Annotated in this window: 19 protein-coding genes; 6 read left to right on the top strand and 13 right to left on the bottom strand. The window is 69.5% G+C overall.

Annotated elements, in window-relative coordinates; genetic code table 11:
• The first annotated feature begins 26 nt into the window (after positions 1-26).
• The 3 genes from ACWEIJ_RS19140 to ACWEIJ_RS19130 are packed head-to-tail and all read left to right on the top strand — an operon-like array spanning position 27 to position 3,153.
• Positions 27-659, top strand: coding sequence for a hypothetical protein (locus ACWEIJ_RS19140; RefSeq protein ID WP_449838498.1), 633 nt, complete (start codon positions 27-29; stop codon positions 657-659).
• Positions 656-2,581 carry a YhgE/Pip family protein gene (locus ACWEIJ_RS19135; RefSeq protein ID WP_449838497.1) on the top strand — a complete coding sequence of 642 codons (1,926 nt, stop codon included), beginning with the start codon at positions 656-658 and terminating at the stop codon, positions 2,579-2,581. The genes ACWEIJ_RS19140 and ACWEIJ_RS19135 overlap by 4 nt, the downstream gene beginning before the upstream one ends.
• Complete coding sequence (locus ACWEIJ_RS19130; RefSeq protein ID WP_449838496.1) at positions 2,578-3,153, top strand: TetR/AcrR family transcriptional regulator; 576 nt, start codon at positions 2,578-2,580, stop codon at positions 3,151-3,153. The genes ACWEIJ_RS19135 and ACWEIJ_RS19130 overlap by 4 nt, the downstream gene beginning before the upstream one ends.
• On the opposite strand, the gene ACWEIJ_RS19125 is transcribed toward ACWEIJ_RS19130, so the two are convergent.
• Complete coding sequence (locus ACWEIJ_RS19125) at positions 3,116-3,715, bottom strand: DUF4328 domain-containing protein (RefSeq protein ID WP_449838495.1); 600 nt, start codon at positions 3,713-3,715, stop codon at positions 3,116-3,118. The genes ACWEIJ_RS19130 and ACWEIJ_RS19125 overlap by 38 nt on opposite strands.
• Before the next feature lie 120 nt (positions 3,716-3,835).
• On the opposite strand from ACWEIJ_RS19125, the gene ACWEIJ_RS19120 reads away from it, so the two are divergent.
• The gene (locus ACWEIJ_RS19120) at positions 3,836-4,282 is read left to right on the top strand and encodes a hypothetical protein (protein WP_449838494.1); all 447 of its coding nucleotides are present in this window, start codon (positions 3,836-3,838) and stop codon (positions 4,280-4,282) included.
• A 3-nt stretch (positions 4,283-4,285) separates the two neighbouring features.
• On the opposite strand, the gene ACWEIJ_RS19115 is transcribed toward ACWEIJ_RS19120, so the two are convergent.
• From ACWEIJ_RS19115 to ACWEIJ_RS19070, 10 genes are all read right to left on the bottom strand, one after another.
• Positions 4,286-4,798, bottom strand: coding sequence for a hypothetical protein (locus ACWEIJ_RS19115; RefSeq protein WP_449838493.1), 513 nt, complete (start codon positions 4,796-4,798; stop codon positions 4,286-4,288).
• A complete protein-coding gene (locus tag ACWEIJ_RS19110; RefSeq protein WP_449838492.1) occupies positions 4,795-5,367 on the bottom strand; it encodes an AAA family ATPase in 573 nt (190 codons plus the stop codon). Before ACWEIJ_RS19110 ends, ACWEIJ_RS19115 begins: the two co-directional genes overlap by 4 nt.
• A 75-nt stretch (positions 5,368-5,442) precedes the next feature.
• Entirely contained in the window at positions 5,443-5,646 is a 204-nt protein-coding gene (locus tag ACWEIJ_RS19105) for a cold-shock protein (protein WP_086665400.1), read from the bottom strand.
• Positions 5,647-5,822: 176 nt separating this feature from the next.
• Positions 5,823-6,338 (bottom strand): hypothetical protein, encoded by a 516-nt coding sequence (locus ACWEIJ_RS19100; RefSeq protein ID WP_449838491.1) that lies wholly within the window; start codon positions 6,336-6,338, stop codon positions 5,823-5,825.
• 34 nt (positions 6,339-6,372) lie between these two features.
• Positions 6,373-7,419, bottom strand: a complete 1,047-nt coding sequence (locus tag ACWEIJ_RS19095) for a Gfo/Idh/MocA family protein (protein WP_449838490.1) — start codon at positions 7,417-7,419, stop codon at positions 6,373-6,375.
• Positions 7,420-7,425: 6 nt separating this feature from the next.
• Positions 7,426-7,902, bottom strand: coding sequence for a hypothetical protein (locus ACWEIJ_RS19090; protein WP_449838489.1), 477 nt, complete (start codon positions 7,900-7,902; stop codon positions 7,426-7,428).
• A complete protein-coding gene (locus ACWEIJ_RS19085; RefSeq protein WP_449838488.1) occupies positions 7,899-8,726 on the bottom strand; it encodes a carbohydrate ABC transporter permease in 828 nt (275 codons plus the stop codon). Before ACWEIJ_RS19085 ends, ACWEIJ_RS19090 begins: the two co-directional genes overlap by 4 nt.
• The gene (locus tag ACWEIJ_RS19080) at positions 8,723-9,625 is read right to left on the bottom strand and encodes a carbohydrate ABC transporter permease (RefSeq protein ID WP_449838487.1); all 903 of its coding nucleotides are present in this window, start codon (positions 9,623-9,625) and stop codon (positions 8,723-8,725) included. The genes ACWEIJ_RS19085 and ACWEIJ_RS19080 overlap by 4 nt, the downstream gene beginning before the upstream one ends.
• Positions 9,626-9,629: 4 nt before the next feature.
• Entirely contained in the window at positions 9,630-10,877 is a 1,248-nt protein-coding gene (locus ACWEIJ_RS19075) for an ABC transporter substrate-binding protein (protein ID WP_449838486.1), read from the bottom strand.
• A 70-nt stretch (positions 10,878-10,947) separates the two neighbouring features.
• Positions 10,948-12,213 carry a Gfo/Idh/MocA family protein gene (locus ACWEIJ_RS19070; protein ID WP_449838485.1) on the bottom strand — a complete coding sequence of 422 codons (1,266 nt, stop codon included), beginning with the start codon at positions 12,211-12,213 and terminating at the stop codon, positions 10,948-10,950.
• A gap of 116 nt (positions 12,214-12,329) precedes the next feature.
• Between ACWEIJ_RS19070 and ACWEIJ_RS19065 the strand changes: the two genes are divergently transcribed.
• Both ACWEIJ_RS19065 and ACWEIJ_RS19060 read left to right on the top strand, forming a co-directional pair.
• Positions 12,330-13,235, top strand: coding sequence for a nucleoside hydrolase (locus tag ACWEIJ_RS19065; protein WP_449838484.1), 906 nt, complete (start codon positions 12,330-12,332; stop codon positions 13,233-13,235).
• Positions 13,236-13,292: 57 nt separating this feature from the next.
• On the top strand, positions 13,293-13,802 hold the full coding sequence (locus ACWEIJ_RS19060) for a hypothetical protein (RefSeq protein WP_449838483.1): 510 nt from the start codon (positions 13,293-13,295) through the stop codon (positions 13,800-13,802).
• A 56-nt stretch (positions 13,803-13,858) separates the two neighbouring features.
• Here the strand turns inward: ACWEIJ_RS19060 and ACWEIJ_RS19055 are convergent, their stop codons facing one another.
• The gene (locus ACWEIJ_RS19055) at positions 13,859-15,331 is read right to left on the bottom strand and encodes a hypothetical protein (protein ID WP_449838482.1); all 1,473 of its coding nucleotides are present in this window, start codon (positions 15,329-15,331) and stop codon (positions 13,859-13,861) included.
• A gap of 61 nt (positions 15,332-15,392) precedes the next feature.
• Positions 15,393-18,137, bottom strand: coding sequence for a BTAD domain-containing putative transcriptional regulator (locus ACWEIJ_RS19050; protein ID WP_449838481.1), 2,745 nt, complete (start codon positions 18,135-18,137; stop codon positions 15,393-15,395).
• Positions 18,138-18,235 lie beyond the last annotated feature (98 nt).

Below are 18,235 nucleotides of genomic sequence, written 5' to 3'. Positions count from 1 at the left end.
GGTCAGTTTAAACGGAAGGTGAACCCGTGGAGATCCGCGCAGAACGCGCAGGCGTCAACGGAGCACATGGTCCACTGCTCCGGCCGACCTCGCTGGTCGTGAAGCCGGGCGAGCTGACGCTGGTCGCGGGCGAGCCCGGGACCGGTCACACGGCGCTCGGCCTGCTGCTCTCCGGCCGCATGAAGCCCTCGACCGGCACCGTGTCACCGGACGCGAAGTCGCTGCGCAAGCAGGTCGTGCTGGTCGACGCCCCCGAGGTGAACGAGCCGGAGGAGGCGCTGACGCTGGCCGCCGTCGTCGGCGAGGAGCTCTCGATGAACCGCATGCCCTCCGGCAAGAAGGCGGTGCACGACTGGTTGGTCGAGCACGGCGCCGAAGAGCACGCCGCCAAGCGCTTCGAGCACGTGCCGGCGCACACGCGGTGCGCGGTGATGCTCGACCTGGCCGCCGCACGCCCCGGCGTCACGACGCTCGTCCTCGACTGCCCGGACCGCTACCACCCCGACCCGCGCGAGTGGTTCGCCCTGGCGCAGACCTACGTGACCCCCGAACGGTCCGTGGTCGCCCTGTGCTCGAACACCTCCGCCCACATCCTCGACATCCCGCACGCGCGCCTTGGTGAGGACAACGACGACACCAAGATGGAGATCACCGCATGAGCGCCCTTCGCATGGCCTTCAACGAACTCCGCCGGATCACGTCCGGCACCCTGCCCAAGCTCGCAGTCGTCGCGCTCTCCCTCGTGCCGCTGCTCTACGCGTCGCTCTACCTGTACGCCAACAAGGACCCGTACTCGAACCTCCACAACGTCCCGGCCGCGCTGGTCGTGAAGGACAAGGGCACCAAGGACCTCAACGCCGGCAAGAGCGTCGCGGACGAGTTGCTGAAGGGCAACAAGTTCAACTGGCACGTCGTCGACACCCTCGACGAGGCCGACGAGGGCGTGCGCAAGGGCAAGTACATCTTCGCCCTGACGCTGCCGGAGGACTTCTCCGAGGCGCTCACGTCCGCCGAGCAGAACAAGCCGCGCCAGGGCGTGCTGACGCTGACCACCAACGACGCCAACAACTACCTGGGCAGCACGATCGCGAACCAGGTCGTGGCGGAGGTCCGCCGCGCCGTGACCGCGAAGGTCTCCACCGAGGCCGCGGACAAGTTCCTGCTCGGTTTCTCGACGATCCGCGAGGAGACCACCAAGGCCGCGGACGGCGCGACGAAGCTCGCCGACGGCGCCGCCCAGCTGCGCGACGGCGTGAACGAGCTCGACAAGGGCCAGCACCAGCTGCTCGACGGCGCCACGCAGGCCGCGAGCGGTGCCGCGCAGCTGCGCGACGGCACGCACCAGCTGCGTTCGCAGACCGCGCCGCTGCCCGACAGCACCCGTCAGCTCGCGAACGGCGCGCGCCAGGTCGCGAACGGCAACGAGACCGCGGCACGTCAGGCCGAGGAGTACGCGCAGAAGGCACAGGCCCTGGTCGGCGTCCTCGACCAGGCGAACGGCGACATCGCGAACCGCTTGCGGGCACTGGGTTTCACCGAGGACCAGGTGCAGCGCGTGATGTCCACGATCGGCCAGGTCCGCAAGCCGGTCGACGACGCCAACGGCAAGGTCCAGGGCGCGTCGAGTGATCTGCGCAAGCTCGCGAACGGCGCGGACCAGGTGGCCGACGGCGCCGAGCTGCTCGCGTCGAAGATGCCCGCGCTGGTCGACGGCATCGGCAAGCTCGACGACGGTGCCACGAAGCTCGCGGACGGAACCGCGCAGCTGCGCGACGGCGAGCAGAAGGCCGTGGACGGCACCACCAAGCTCAAGGACGGCGCGAACCAGCTCGCCGACGGCGCAGCCCAGCTGCGCGACGGCCTCAACGGCGGCGTGAACAAGATCCCGAACGCCGACGACCCGACCCGCGCGGCGATCGCGCAGGCCATCGGTGACCCGGTGGCCGTGAAGGGCCTGTCCCAGACGAAGGCCGCGACGTACGGAGCGGGCCTGGCGCCGTTCTTCCTCGGCCTCGCCACGTGGATCGGCGCGTTCGTGCTCTTCCTGCTGCTGCGTCCGTTGTCACGCCGTGCGCTCGCCGCCGGTCAGACCTCGCTGCGAGTCGCGTTGGGCGGATGGCTGCCGGGTGCGTTGCTGGGCATCGTGCAGGTGCTCGTGATGTTCACGGTGGTGCGCTTCGTGGTCGACATCGAACCGTCGAACCCCCTCGGCACGTTCGGTTTCCTCGTGCTGATGTCGCTGACGTTCGTCGCGATCCTGCACGCCCTGAACGCCGCATTCGGTGCCGTGGGCAAGTTCCTCGGCCTGATCCTGTTGATCCTGCAGCTGGTCAGCGCCGGCGGCACGTTCCCGTGGCAGACGATCCCGGTGCCGCTGTACCCGCTGCACTACGGCCTGCCGATGGGCTACGCGGTCGACGGTCTGCGTCACCTGATGTACGGCGGCGACCTCGGCAGCGTCGGGCACGACGCGCTGATCCTTCTCGCCTGGCTGGTGGGAGCCCTAGCCTTGTCTTCCGTGGCGGCCTACAAGCAGAGGGTGTGGACACCGTCGAAGCTGAAGCCGGAGCTCGTCCTGTGAGCGCGCGGACGACGGCGACCAAGCAGAAGCTCTTCGACGCGGCGTTGAAGCTGGTCGGCGAACGGGGTGCCGCCTCGGTGACGGTCGACGAGATCGCCGCGGAGGCGGGCGTCGCCAAGGGCACGATCTACTACAACTTCGCGTCGAAGGACGCGTTGGTCGAAGCCCTGCTGCGGCACGGTGTCGAGATCCTCGCGGGCCGGCTGCGGTCCGCGGAGACCGCCGACGACTCGCTGGAGGCGCTGGTCGACGAGATGCTCGGCTTCTGGGCCGAGTACCCGGCGTTCGGCCAGCTGCTGGTCTCCGAACTGTGGCGCACGCCGGGCCAGTGGCACGGCACTCTCTCGTTGCTGCGCGACGACATCGTGTCGATCGTGAAGAGTCAGATGAAGCGCCTGGCCGACGCGGGCCGGCTCCCCGACGGGGTCGAGGTCGGCACCGCGTCGGCGGCGTTGTTCGGCACCCTGCTCGTGATCGCTCTCGACTGGCAGGTGTTCCAGCCGGAGCGGTCACGGGCGGAGGTGCGCGAGTCGGTCATGCACCTGGTACGTGGACTTGGACCGGGCCGCTGAGCTCCTGCGGCCGGGTCCGGTCCTGCAGGTCGTTGAGCCGCCGGACGAGCACGATCGCGAACGCGGCGGCGACGACCGAGAGGATCGCCCACGCCCACACCACCATGACGGCCGCGGCCAGTCTCATCAGCAGGTACGCCACCCACCAGGCGACGAGGAAGCCGCTCTGGTCGCGGGCCTGCAGCGGACGGTCCTGCTGGGCCGGGTCGAAGGCGCGCCAGAGGTCCTGGACGATCTGCAACGGGTACCAGAAGCTCACGATGGGCACGACCCACGACCAGATCACCCACCCGCGCGCGTGCCGGTGTTCATCGCCGTAGGTCAACCGCTCGGCGTTGCGCCGTGACCGGTAGAGCCACACGATGAAGGTGACAGCCGCCGCAAGCGGTACGGCCACGGTGATCGTCAGCGTCAGTGCCCCGGGCAGGCCCGCCGTGGCGTCGCTGCCGGTGAAGAGTTGCACGGCGATCGCGAGCACGACGGTGAAGACGGCTTCGAGCCCCATGAGGACGGCCGCGGCCATGCCGATGCCGCGCACCGGTCTGAACGGTTCAGTGGTCAAGTCTTCCCCCAGGAAATGTGCACGTCCCCCGACGTCGGCGCGGAGCGTACAGCCTCAACGCCCGATCGAGCGATGTGTTTGGTCGTGCGGGGCTAAAAGGCCGCCGGTACGAACGAAGGCATGTCGAAACCGCTACGCATCCTCGCCGCGCTGCTCGCGTGCGCCGCGCTCACGACGTCCCCCGCGCTCGCCGCGGAACCCGCGAAGGCCAGTGCCGCCTTCGAGGAGAAGCTGTTCTCCCCCGTCGACGGCGTCCTCGACTTCGAGGAGACGACCGACGGCATCAAGGTCAGCGGCCAGTTCAGGAAGGGCTTCTCGTCCGACCGGCCGGACGACTACCAGCTGCAGGTCCTCGACAACGCGGCGGTGGTCGTGGACTTCACCAAGGAGTTCCGGGCGGTCGCGGAGATCAGCTCGCCGAAGGTCGAGAAGTTCGAGTTCACCACCAAGACCAAGCAGAAGATCGCCGACATCCGCAACGAGGACGTGGTGGTCCGTCAGCTCGTGGACGTGGCCGCGGGCATCAAGGTGCAGGCCGAGATCGGCCGCGCGAAGGTCGTCAAGTAGCGGTCAGCGGGCGTCCTCGTGGTGCAGCGAGGGCGCCCGCCCCTCCAACGCCCGTTCGACGGCCTCCAGCACCGCACGGCTCGTGCGCAGGGCGGCGTCGTGGGCGAAGTGGCCCAGCAGCACCTGCTGCGTGGGATGAGGCAGCACCGGGTCCGGCACCGGCGCGTGCGTGTGCACCTCCACCACCGGCGCGTTCTCGGCGAGAAGGTGCTGCACGGCCCGCAGCACACCCACGCGGTAGCTGTCGTGCACCCACGCGACCAGCAGGTTCACCGGTCGTCCGGCCAGCTCGTACTCGACCTCGGACGCCAGCTCGTGCGGCTTGGTCCAGTCGGCTCTGACCCACGTCGGACGGTGGCCGCGCGAGATCGACGCGCGCGCCGCACGTCCCGGGCCGTCGTCGGCCATCAGGGGCTGGGTCCGCGACGGCAGCACGACCTGCCAGCCGCGTTCCACCAGCCGTGCCGCACATCCGGCCAACATCCCGGTCCCGCCGAGCACCAGCGCCGTTCTCACCGAGCACGCTCCCGTCCGACCGAGGCCAGCGGCCCTGCCAGCCACCGCTCCACCTGCCCCTGCCCGCGCAACCGCACGACCACGACCTGGTCGACCAGGGCGAGCACCCTGGCCCGGTTGCGCCGGTAGGTCTTCGGGCCCCACCGCAGAATGTGCTCGGAGTCGGTGAACGCCGACCACAACGACGGTTCCTGGTTACCGTTCCACAACTCCACCCGGCGCGCGCGACGTCTGATCGTGCGACGGACGAGCCGTGCCATCACCATCGCGAACGGGTGATCGAGCCACACCAACGTGTCCGCACGGGCGAGCAGCTCGCGCCGCACCTCGTTGTACTGGAACTCGGTGATCCAGTGGGCGGTGTCCGCGAACGCCGCGACCTCGGCCCGGAACTCCGGGCGGGGCGTCCACTGTGGACCCCAGTAGAGGCTGTCGAGCTCGACCCGCCGCAGGCCGCGCTGCGCGGCGATGCGCAGGCAGAGCGTCGACTTGCCGGAACCGGTGTTGCCGGCGACGAGGATGCGCCGGGGCACGTGCGGCAGCGGATCAGCTGGTCCGAGCAACGGCATCGGGCCAGGGTAGTACCACGCGGACAGCAGAACAGGGCCCCCGGAAACCCGGAGGCCCTGCTCAGCGAAACAACGTCAGAGAGCGGTGACGTTCGTCGCCTGCGGGCCCTTCTGGCCCTGCGTGACGTCGAACGAGACCTTCTGGTTCTCCTCGAGGCTGCGGTAGCCGCCGCCGTTGAGGGCCGAGTAGTGGACGAAGACGTCAGCGCCGCCGTCCTCGGGGGCGATGAAGCCGAAGCCCTTTTCGGCGTTGAACCACTTGACGGTGCCGTTAGCCATGTACTGCTCCTTCAATGCTGAAGAGCGAGCCGCACTTTACGGCCGCTCCGTGGTTGGTCGAGAGCCGACCCGCCCCCACTGCGAAAGAAGGAGAAGCGCTCGCAACTGAAGTTTGGCGAGCGTGAAATGACACGAACACAAAACCACAACCAGGAGACAGTCTACCCCACGGAGGGCTATCGGCGCTTGCGGACAGGTACCGCGAAACGCTGCTGCATGAGCGACACACGCCACACCAGGAAGCACGCGAGAGCGGCCGCGGCGAGCGCGCACAGCGTCGACAGAGTGGAAAACACCACGTAAACCGGGGTGTCGAGCATCAGCGACTCGAGGATGTCGCACGACACCATCGCGAGGAACGCGTACTGCCACGGTTTGATCAACGGGCTGGCCACCCGCTGGTCGAACGGCACCTCGCGCTGCGCCGGGTCGGAGGCCCTCCACACGTCCGGCATCATCCGCACGCCGTGCAGGGCGATGGCCTCGGCGTTGTGGGTCGCGTTGCGGAACCACAGCACGAACGCCACACCCGCGGGGATGAGGAGCATGATGGCGAGGAAGCTCCACGAGGACGAGCCGCCCCGCCAGTCGTTGATCGTGCCCCACACGGAGGCGACGGCGACGAGCGCGATCAGGCCCTGGCTGACGTACCCCGTCAGCCGGACGTCCCTCAAGTCGATGTACGTGTCCAACGCAACTCCCCGGACGAGCGGACCCGGCCGGAGACTACCGCCCGAAACCGCAGCCCAGCTCGGTGAACGTCGCGACCTTCTCGGCGGCGCGCACGACGACCTCGTCGATGCCGTCCAGCACGTACCGGTCGACGACGCGGCGGGCGGGCACCAGCGGCACCTCCGCCTTGGCGCAGGCCTCGACGACCGACGTGAACGCCCGCGTGGCCGCCAGGGGCGCGACGAGCGGCTCGCCGGTCTGGCGGTGCCGGATGAGGTTCTCCAGGAGGTCGACCCGAGGCGACACGGCCATGCGGTGGTCGTTGACCGTCAGCCGGTCTTCGTCGTACCACCACACGGCCTGTCCCAACGAGCCGTGCACGAGCACGACCGGTGGCAACGATGTCGACGCACAGAGCGTCGTCGCCACCACGACCGGTGGCGCGCCATTGGCCGTGACGCGCACGCAGGCCGTGTCGTCGGCGGTGATCGTGTCGCGGCACCGGAACAGCTCCAGCTCGATGCCGATGTCCGTGCGTTCCTCGACGTCGGCCAGCAGCAGCGCGTTCTGCAGGGCGTGCGCGAACGGGTTCACCAGCGTGCCGTCCTCGCCCTGCCGTCCCGCCCACGCGGCTCGGTCGTAATAGGTGTCCGTGCGCACCCAACGGCCGGCGGCGCCAATGCCCGCGATGTCGCCCAACGCACCGGACCCGATCAACGAGCAGAGCCGCCGGTACGACCCGGTCCCCTGCGCCTGGAACCCGACCTGGCAGACCAGCCCGCGCTCGGCGGCGGCCGCGGAGATCTCGTCGAAGTCCGCCACCGTCAGCAGCGCCGGCTTCTCCACCAGCACGTCGCACCCCAGCGCGAACGCGCTCAGCACCAGGTCGCGGTGGGTCGCGGGAGGCGAGGAGATCACCACGACCTCGGGGTGCAGTTCGGCGGCCAGTGACGGCAGGTCGGGGTAGGACGGCACCGGCACGTCGACGTCCGCGACGTCGACGACGCCCACGAAGGTCGCGACCCCGTCGTGCCCGAGCCGGAGCAGGTTCTCCACGTGCCGCGCCCCATGCCCACGTGCACCGACCAGCGCAACGCGCATCGTCCCTCACCCTTCTCGGGTGGACTCCGCCGCCAGCGCGAGCGGTCCGGCGATCACCAGCGCCAGCGGAGGCAGGGCCCACACCAGCACACCGGCGACCACCAACGCGGCCATCAGCATCGGCCGCGGTGCCTCGAATTTCAATGCGCCGCGCCATCCGAGACGTGCTTGATCAAGCAGGAGTGCACCGAAGGCCGCCGAAGCGAGCAACACCCCGCCGCGAACGAACCACGGCGCCGGCAACACGGTGACCACGAGCAGCACGTCCACCACCAGCACCGCCCACAGCAGTGCGAACACCAGCCCCTGCACCCACCGCACCCGCAGCAGCGACCAGAACCGACCCGGCGGAAGACCGCCCCGCAGGACCGCGCATCCCGTCCCGAACGCCGAGTACGCGGTCACGAGCGGAAGCGAGGCCACGAACACGAACAGTCCGACCAGCAACGTGTCGGCGAGTGCTTCGAGACGTTCGCGAGTCATCCCTTCAGCCCCGTCGTGGCCACCCCGGCGACCAGGAACCGCTGGAACGCCAGGAAGAACAACCCGATCGGCACCAGCGACAGCACCGACATGGCGAACATCGGCCCGTACGAGGACGACGACGTCTGGTCGATGAACAACCGCAACCCCATCGGGATCGTGTAGTTCTCCGTCGACGACAGGTAGATCAGCTGTCCGAAGAAGTCGTTCCAGGTCCAGATGAACGTGAAGATCGCCGTGGTCACCATCGCCGGCCGCGACAACGGCAGCACCACGTACCGGTAGTTGCGGACCGGCCCGCAGCCGTCGATCTTCGCCGCCTCGTCCAGCTCGTGCGGGATGCCGCGCATGAACTGCACCATCAGGAACACGAAGAACGCGTCGGTCGCCAGCAGCTTCGGCAGGATCAGCGGCACGAACGTGTCGATCAGGCCGAGCCGCTGGAACACCACGTACTGCGGGATCAGCGTGACGTGCGCCGGCAGCATGATCGTGACCAGCGCGAACGCGAACAGCGGGCCGCTGAGCCGAAACCGCAGCCGGGCGAAGGCGTAGGCCGCGAGCGAGCACGACACCACGTTGCCGATCACCGCGCCGGAAGCGACGATCGTGGAGTTGCCGAGGAACGTCCAGAACGACTCCCCGCCCGCGCCCTCCAGGGCACCTCGGTACCCGTCCGCGGTGACGCGTCCGGGGAACAGCGAGCGCAGGTTGCCCACCAGGTCCTCGACCGGGGTCAGCGACGCCGAGATCAACCACACGATCGGGTACAGCACCAGCGCCAGTGCGGCCAGGCACAGCACCACGACTCCGGCGCGCCTCATCGCTCGTCTCCGTAGAACACCCAGTACCGCGAGGTCCGGAACAGCACCGCGGTGATCACCGCGATCGCCACCAGCAGCACCCACGCCATCGCCGACGCGTAACCCATTCGGAACTCCGTGAACCCGCGCTCGTACAGGTAGAGCGTGTAGAACAAGGTCGAGTCGGCGGGCCCGCCCCGCCCGCCGCTCACCACGAACGCCTGGGTGAACGCCTGGAACGCGTGGATCGTCTCCAGCACCAGGTTGAAGAACAGCACCGGCGACAGCATCGGCAGCGTGATCGACCACAGCCGCCGCCACCGACCGGCGCCGTCGACCGCGGCGGCGTCGAACAGGTCGCGCGGGATCTGCTGCAACCCGGCCAGGAAGATGACCATCGGCGCACCGAACTGCCACGCCGACAGCAGCACGATGGTGACCAACGCGTAGTCCGGCGTGTCGACCCAGGTGTCGAAGATCGCCCGCCACGCGAGCGCCAGCCCGACCGACGCGCCCAGCAGCGAGGGCGCGTAGAAGGCCGAGCGGAAGAACGCCTGTCCCTTGCCGCGCAACGAGTTCAGCAGCAACGCGACGGCCAGCGCGAGCACGAGCTTCACCGGCACCGACCACGCCACGTACCGCAGCGTCACGCCCACCGAGTGCAGGTAGCGCGGGTCGTCGCCGAAGAGCTTGGCGTAGTTGCCGAGGCCGACCCAGCGCGGTTCGTTGAACAGGTCGTAGTCGGTGAACGACAGGTACAGCGACACGACCATCGGTGCGACGGTGAGTCCGATCGCGCCGAGCAGCCACGGCCCGAGGAACAGGTACGCGACGCCCTGCGACCGACTCGGCCGCCGAGGGGGCGCGCCCTCGGCGGCCGGTTTCACCGGTGCGGGCGACACCCGCTCGGCGAGCACCACGGCGTCAGCTCAACGCCTGTTCGGCGTCTTTGAAGAACTCGTCTATCGCCTGGTCGATCGTCTTCTTGCCGAACACGATCTCCTCGTGCTTGCGCTGCATCAGCTTGTAGATCGCACCGTCGCCCTTCGGCGGGGCGGGTGGCGCGTCGCCGAGCTTCGCGTCCACCGCCTTCTCGTAGTCGAAGATCACCTTGTTGGCACCGCTGAGGTTCTGCGCCACGGCCTCGCGGATCTTGAGGTTCGCCGGCAGGCCGCGGTTGGCACCGAGGATCTTGCCCGCGTCCGGGTCGTTGAGCAGGAAGTCGATCAGCTTGACCGCCGCGTCCTTGTTCTTGGTGCGGGCGGAGGCGCTGATCAGCTGTGACGGCTTGCGGTACGAACCGAGCGTCTCCTTGCTGTCGCTCGGGTACGGGCCGAGCTTGAGCTCGTCCGGGCGCACGGTGTTGTAGCCGCCGTAGAGGCTGTCGTAGGTGTGCTCGGACGCGGACAGCCTCTTGCCCATCGGCGTCTGCTCGGCACCGGCGTTCAGCGTGGTCACGAGCTCCGGCGGCGTGGTGGCGTGGCCGTCGCGGAAGTCCTTGGAGAGCTGCCAGAACGCCTTCAGGTCGTCCTTCGAGTACCCGAGCCCGCCGTCCTCGGCGTAGAGCTTCCTGCCGTGCTGGCGCAACCAGGTCTCGAAGACGTCCTCGGTGCCGCCGAAGTCCGTCGAGCCCGCGATCTTGCCGCCGGTGCTCGCCTGGATCTTCGCCGCACGCTCCTCGTAGTCGGCCCAGGTCCAGCCGAGCTCGGGCGCCTCGGCCCCGGCCGCGTCGAAGAGCTTCGGGTCGTACACGATCGCGGTGGCGTTCTGCGCCAACGGCATCGCGACCTGCCTGCCGTTCAGCCTGCCGCTGCCGATGAAGCCGGAGTTCCAGTCCGCCGTTCGAATTTCCTTGCCCACGTACGGGGTGAGGTCGAGCAGCACGTTGCGGCCCGCGTACTCGTTGAGGTAGCGGTAGTCCATCTGGATCACGTCCGGCGCGTTGCCGCCCGCGATCTCGGTGGAGAGCTTCTCGAAGTAGTTCTGGAAGTTCTGGAACGAGGTCGAGACCTTGATGTTCGCGTTGCGGCTCTCGAACAGCCGCACCGCCTCGTTGGTCACCTTGGCGCGGTCGTCGTTGCCCCACCAGATGAAGCGGATCTCGGCCTGGCCGCTGCTGCTTCCCGAACCGCATGCGCTCGCCGCCAGCGCGGTGCACAACAACAAGCCCACGACCCGGTGGGGGCGGGAGACCCCCTTTTGGGGGTCGGAAATGGCACAGCGCGCTTTCACGGGTCTCCTCTCATCGGAGATCGATGACGTCGACGACGCGGACCGGTTCTCCGGTCTCGAAGCTGCGGTTGGCGGCGAAACCGGTCAGCAGCGAGAGGGTGCCGTCGTAGTGCGTTGCCTTGCGTCCCAACGGGTCTTCCTGCCCGGCCGGCCCGTACAGCGCGTCGACCATGCGCTGGTCGGCACCGCCGTGACCGTCCCGGTCGTACTCCACCGGGATCTCTTCCCGTTCCTCGAACAGGCGTTGCACGGAGAGCTTCGCCCACCCGTCTTCCGGGTTGGCGTCGACGCCGTGCACGGCCGGGTGCTGGCTCGACACCCAGGAGTTCTCGACGACTTCCAGTTCGAGACGCCCCTTGCTGCCGTTGACCATCAACCGGTAGCCCTCCCACGGCGAGTAGGCCGTGAGGTGGTAGGTCAGGTTCGCGCCGCCGGCGTAGCGCACGATCACCGACATGTCGTCCTCAATGGACACACCGGGCTCGAACGGGTTCTGGTCGCGGCGGTACCCGTCCTCGTGCTGCGCGTCGAGGTAGAGCTTCTTCAACCAGTCGTTCTGCTCCAGCTTCAACGCGAACCGCTCGTCGTCGGTGTAGCCGTGGCGCTTGCCGTTCTCGTCGCCGTAGAAGAACAACCGGCCGTGCGCGTAGACCGTCTCCGGGATCGCGCCGACCCACCAGTTGAGCAGGTCGAAGTGGTGCGTCGCCTTGTGCACCATGAGCCCGCCGGAGTTGGCCTTGTCGCGGTGCCAGCGGCGGAAGTAGTCGGCGCCGTGCCGGGTGTCGAGCAGCCACTCGAAGTGCACCGACCCGATCTCGCCGACCGCGCCTCCCGCGAGCAGCTCGCGCACCTTCTCGTGGATCGGGTTGTAGCGGTAGTTGAACGTGACGGTGACGTTGCCGTCGTTGCGGTGCACCGCGTCCAGGATCTTGCGCGCCGACGGCACGTCCGTCGTCATCGGCTTCTCCGTCACGACGTCACGACCGGCGTCGAGCGCTTCCACGACGTAGGTGACGTGGTGGCGGTCGACGGTCGTCACCACGACCGCGTCGACCTGCTGCTCGTCGAGCATCCTGAGGAAGTCACCCGCGTCGTACGTGGGGACCGGCTCGACCCCCTGCGCAACGAGCCGGTCGTTGTGGACGTCCATCCGGGTGCGGTTCACGTCGGCGAACGCGACCAGCTGACAGGTGGCCGCGTGCTCGACCGCGATGGCGTGGACGTGCCGCTCGGCCCGTGCTCCCGTGCCGACCACGGCGTAGCGCCTGCGGGCCATCGCAAACCTCCCCGGTAAACGGTTTCCACACGCTAGCCGCACCGGCCCTGACCTCGTCAAGGGTTCGCGAAAACGTTTTCGGGTGTTTCATGGACGTGAACCCCGATGATGGCCTCATGCCCATCCCAGTAGTGCTCGACTGCGACCCCGGCCACGACGACGCCATCGCGATTCTGCTGGCCGCCGGAGCGCCTGAGATCGATCTTCGCGCGATCACGACCGTGGCCGCGAACCAGACTTTGGACAAGGTCACGCTGAACGCTCGGCGGATCTGTTCGGCGGCCGGAATTCCGGTGCCGATCGCGCGCGGGTGCGCCCGCCCGTTGGTGCGGCCGCTGCACGTGGCGGAGGACATCCACGGCGAGTCCGGAATGGACGGACCGGCGTTCGGCTCGGTTTCCGCCGGCGTGGTTGAGGACCACGCGATCGACGTGATGCGCGCGGCGATGCCGGCAACTCTGGTCGCGACAGGTGCGTTGACGAACGTGGCTTTGTACTTGCAGCGCTACGGAACGGCCGCGGTGCGCGAGATCGTGCTCATGGGCGGGTCGACCGAGCGGGGCAACACGACGCCGTACGCGGAGTTCAACATCTACGTCGACCCCGAGGCCGCGGAGATCGTCTTCACCAGCGGTGTGCCGGTCACCATGATCGGGTTGAACGTGACGCACCAGGCGCTGGTCACGCCCGCGGTTGTGGCGCGGTTGAACGCTTTGGGACCGCTCGGGCGGATCTGCGGGGACCTGATGACGTTCTTCGCGGCCACCTACCGCGAGGTGTTCGGGTTCGCGGCACCACCGCTGCACGACCCGGTGGCGGTCGCACGGGTGATCGATCCGACGCTGGTGACGTGCGTCGAGGCGTTCGTGGGCATCGAGACCGCGGGGACGTTCACGCGCGGCGCGACCGTCGTCGACCTGCACGGGCGGCTCGGCCGGGAACCCAACGCGCGAGTCGCCGTCGGGCTCGACGTGGACCGGTTCTTCGACCTGGTCGTCGACGCTGTGGGACGCCTCACGTAACGGCGTTGACGGCGCGGCGATGATAGGCGCAAGGGGGCACTTTCTTTGGGGGAAATCATGACCGATCCTGTTCACGACGCGCAGCAGCCGGCGGTCGAGCCGGAGGCACCGGCCGCGCAGCCGCCGCTGGAGTTCGACGTCTACACGCCCGCGTTCCCACCGCAGCAGCCCACGCCAGAGCCTGTCGCACAGGTGGCGCCGCCGAAGCCGCGGAAGACCGGCGTCATCGTGCTGACGGTGCTCGTCGTGCTGCTGTTCGGCGCGGCCGGGATCTGCGGCGTGCTGCTCGTTCAGGAGAAGGACCACACCGCCGGCCTGTCCAAGCAGATCGAGGGCAAGGACCGCGAGATCTCAGACCTCACCAGGAAGGTCAAGGAGAGCAAGGAAGACGCGACGCGCGCCGCCGACCTGCAGAAGCTGGCGGAGGCCGCGCAGAAGAAGGCCGAGGCCGACGCGGCGTCGTCGCAGAAGTGCCGGGACGCGGCACGCGCGCTGCGGGCGGCGGCCATCGCGGGTGACCAGGCCAGCGGCCTTCCCGCGGCCAAGGACGTCTTCGCGAACTGCTGACCTGAACGAACAAGGCCGCGACTCCCTGCGGAGTCGCGGCCTTGTTCGCGGTCAGGTCAGCTGATCGCCCGGTCGCTCAGCAGCGCCCACTGGCTCCAGCCCGCCTTCTCCTTGTAGAAGCGGCGGATCAGCTTGCCGTCGTCCGTGCGCGCGAACACCTCGATGGTCTTGGTCTGCGCGTGGTACATCGCGGTCGGCGCCTCGGCGACCTTGGTGGTGCCGAGCTTGGCCCACGCGGTGAAGCCGCCCGCGGTCGCGCGGGAGTGCTCCACGATGCCGCCCTCGCCGAGCTGCACGACGTCAATGGAGCCGGTCGTCGTGTTGAACACCGCCGACGGCGCGCCGGTGCCCTTGCCGCCCAGCGACTTCCAGACGCCCGCCGCGTACTGCTCGACGCTGCCGGACGCGGTGCGCACGAAGACCTGGTCGACGGCGACGCTCGGGTCGCTCACGATCTTCGTGTCGCCCTGGTCCTGCCACTTCTCGCCGTCGAACTTGACCAGCCGGTCGTCGGCGGAACGCGCGTAGACGTCCTTGTCGGCGACGGCCGGGTTGCCCTGGATCTTGCGGTCGCCGACCGGCGCCCACTTGTCGGTGAAGCGCAGCAGGGCACCGTCCGTGCCGCGGGCCAGGACCTCGACGGCCTTGGTCTTCTCGTTCCACCACAGCACGGGCTCGCCCGCCACGGCCGTGTCGCCGAGCGCGGCCCACTTGCCGTCGACGCGGCGGTAGACCTTGCCGTCCGTGCCGCGCGCGAACACCTCGACGATCTTCGTCTCCGGGTTCATCAGCGCGACCGGGTCACCGGCGAAGACCTCGGGGCCGAGCTGCTGCCAGCCGTTCCAGCGGCTCGTCTTGTGGAAGTTGGTGATGATCGTGCCGTCCGCGGCGCGCGCGTAGATCTCCAGCTGCTGCTGCGCGGTGTTGGAGATCTGCGGGCCGGAGCTCACGACCGGCTTGTCCGTGACCGGGGTGTCGCTGGGCGTCTCGCTGCTGCCGCCGGCGTCGACCACGCCGTTGTAGCGCAGCGGCACGTACCGCTTGGCCGTGCTCGCGCTCCACACGCGCTGCACCGGGAGCGCACCGTCCGGACCGGCCTGCTCGCGCACGATCGGCCGCGTCTTGGCCGCGTCGGCCCAGCCGATGAACAGCGCGACGTGGTTCTCGCGGTCGTTGAGCGCGTCGCCGGGGCGGAGGTCCTCCCAGTCGATGCGGTGCGCGACCTGCTCGAGGATGTGGGTCGTGTAGGAGATGCGCAGGCCCCAGGCCATCGACACGTAGCCCGAGCAGTCGGTGCGGTAGGCGCCGTACCTGTTGCCGAAGCAGTCGCTCTGGCTGTAGGGCACGCGGGCGCTGATCCACGTGCGCGAACGCGCCAGGATCTCGCTCCGGGTGATCTTGGAGTTGGCCTCGTACGTACCGCAGACCACCCCACCCTCGGCAGCAGCGACCGCGACGTCCGGCATGGCCAGCGTCGAGCCGAACGTGATGGCCGCCGCGGCGACCGCCAACATCCCCCACGACTTCATGCGGGCCACCGTAGCAAGACGATGTGAAGTTTTGGTCCAGTCGAACGGCCCGAATTCCGACTCACCGCCCTGTCGGGTGACGATCTTGAACACCCGGTTGCGGACCGGTTGCCGGTGGTGAGAGGGCAACGAGCCGGTCAACGGTGAACGGCCAGCCGAACCCGCGGGCAGCGAACTCCGCCCGCGCGGCCGCCGTGATCTCGCCCGCGCGGGCGAGATCACCTTCCTGCGCGGCCAGTGCCGCGGCCACCGGTTGCACGGCGAGCCACGTGAGGTCCTGCTCGTCGCTCACCGACGCGGCCTGCGCCAGTTCGGCGGCGGCCTCGGCGACATCACCCCGAAGGACCAACGCGTGCGCGAGGTCCACCCGCAGCAGACCCGTGTCCGCCCCCGCCTCGGCGTCGCCCAGGACGGTGCGCAGCCGGTCGACCGCCTCGTCCACCCGGCCGGCGAGCAGGGCGGCCCTGGCCCTGATCATGCCCACGTGCGTGGCGCCGAGCACGTCGCCGAGACGGTCCGAGAGGGCCTCGGCCTCGTCGGCACGTGCCAGCGCACCCTCGATGTCGCCGCCGCTCAACAGCGTCATGGCCTCGTTCACCAGGCCGCGCGCGAGGCCGTGTTCGTCGCCCAGAGAACGGTCGATGGCGTTCGCGGCGAGGTGGTTGCGCAACGACGCGTCGAGGTCGCCCGCGTACATCTGCGCGATGGCGAGCACACAGCCCAACGCGGAGACGTAGGTGACGTGCTCGATGCGTTCGGCTGCGGCATGGCCGCGTTCGGCCCAGGAGATGGCCTGCGCCGGGTAGCCGCGCTGGATCTCGGTGATGGCGCGGTAGTAGAAGACGCGGATGGTCACGAGGTCGTCCGTGACGAGCGGCGCGGCGCGGTCGAGCAACGACGTGGCGAGCGTCAGCCGGCCGATCTGCGTGCAGAAGAAGCCGTAGTTGCACAGGGCGAGGGCGCGGACGTCGTCGGGCACGTCGGCGTCGATGAGGTCCTCGTAGACGCGGGCGGCCTGCACGACCAGTCCCCGGACCATCCACGCGTCCTGCATCGCGACGGCCAGCCGCAGGCCCTCACCCGCGCGCGGCGTTCCCGCGGCGGACTCCATCGCCGACAGCAGGTTCGGCCACTCCTCGTACAGCTCGCCCATGACGGCCGCCGCGTCGCCCCGCACGTCGCGCGCCGCCAGGAACCCGGCGCACCAGGCGAGGTGCCGGGCGCGCACGGCCTCGTCCTCGGCGCGCAGCTTGTCGAGGGCGTAGTGGCGGACGGTCTCCAGCATCCGGAACCGCGGCCCCTCGGACACCGCCACCAGGTTGCGGTCGGCCAGCTCGGTCAGCGTGGCGGCGACGTCGGCGACGTCCACCCCGTCGAACGCGAGGACCTCCTCGGCGGCTTCGAGCGTCCAGCCGCCCAGGAACACGGCCGCACGACGCAGCACGGCCTGCTGCACGTCGTCCAGCAGCTCGTGGCTCCAGTCCAGGGCCGCGCGCAGGCTGCTGTGCCGCTGACGGCTGTCCCGCAGGCCGCCGACGAGCAACCGCAGCCGGTCGTCGAGGCGCCTGGCCAGCTGCGGGACCGACAGCGTGCGGGTGAGACCGGCGGCCAGCTCGACGCCCAGCGGCAGGTGGTCGACGGCGGCGCAGATGGCGTCGACGTCGGCGGACGGTTCGGCGCCACTGCGGTCGCAGAAGAGCATCGCGGCGGCCGAGGCAGGCAACGCTCCGACGTGCCGGACCTCCTCGCCGGCCACGAGCAACGGCCGCTGCGAGGTGGCGAGCACCGACAGCTTCCCGGTGTGCGACAACAGGTCCGCGACCACCGAGGACGCCGCCGGCAGGACGTGCTCGGCGTTGTCGACGACGAGCACCGCGCCTTCGAGCTCCGCCAGGTAGTCGTCGCCGGCCGCGGCGACCAGCGCGGGCAGGATCTCGTCCTCGGCCCGCACCGCCGTGAGGTCGAGCCACACCACCGGCCGCTCGACCACGCGCGCCACTTCCAGTGCCAGCCGGGTCTTGCCGCTGCCCGCGACCCCGGTCAGCGTCACGAGCCGCGTCACCGACAACCGTTCGGCGACCGCGGCCCGGTCCGCGTCCCGGCCCAGGAACGTCGTCCCGGCCGCGGGCAACCGTCGTCTCGGTGTCCCACCAGGAGCTTCCTGGCGCAGGATCTGCAGTTCCATCGACACGGTCTCCGGCGCCGGATCCACGCCCAGCTCGTCGGAAAGACGGGTGCGCAACCGGGACAGCACCGCGAGCGCGTCGGCCTGCCGCCCGCCCCGGTACAGCGCGAGCGCGAGCATGCAGCTCAACCGCTCGTGCAACGGGTGCTCGGCGACCAGCTCCTCCAGCTCGGCCCGCAGCTCGCCGCCCGCGCCGGACTCCTGGTCGACGGCCAGCCGCGCGACCCGCAGATCGACGCGCAGAGCGTCGAGGCGCTCCCCCTCGGCGAACCCGAACGGCACCGCGCGCAAGTCGGCCAACGAGTCGCCGCGCCACAACGCCAGTGCCGCGACGATCGCCTCCCTGCTGCCGTCGGACAACGCCCGTTCGGCAGCGACCACATCGGACGGTTCGGCGTTGAGCAGGTAGCCGGCGCCGGTCCGCGACAACGCGCTCGCGGCGTCCCCGAGGTTCGCCCGCAGCCGTGACGCCAGCACCCGCAGACGTTCGCGCGGCCGGGCCAGGTCGACGTCGCCCCAGAGGTCGCGGGCGAGGCGCTCGTCCGGCACGGCGGCACCGCGCGCCAGCGAGAGCCGGGCGGCCAACGCCCGTTCCAGCGGCCGGTCCAGCGTGATCGTCACGTCGGAAAACCGCAGCTCAACGGGCCCGAGAAGCCGTACCGAGAGGAGAGGCACAAGGTCAGCATCTCACGTGAGACGTCCGTGAAACGCCGGGTCGC

The organism is Lentzea sp. NPDC004789 (assembly GCF_053601075.1).
The sequence above is the reverse complement of the archived record's forward strand: the minus strand, read 5'-3'. Positions and strand labels throughout refer to the sequence as shown.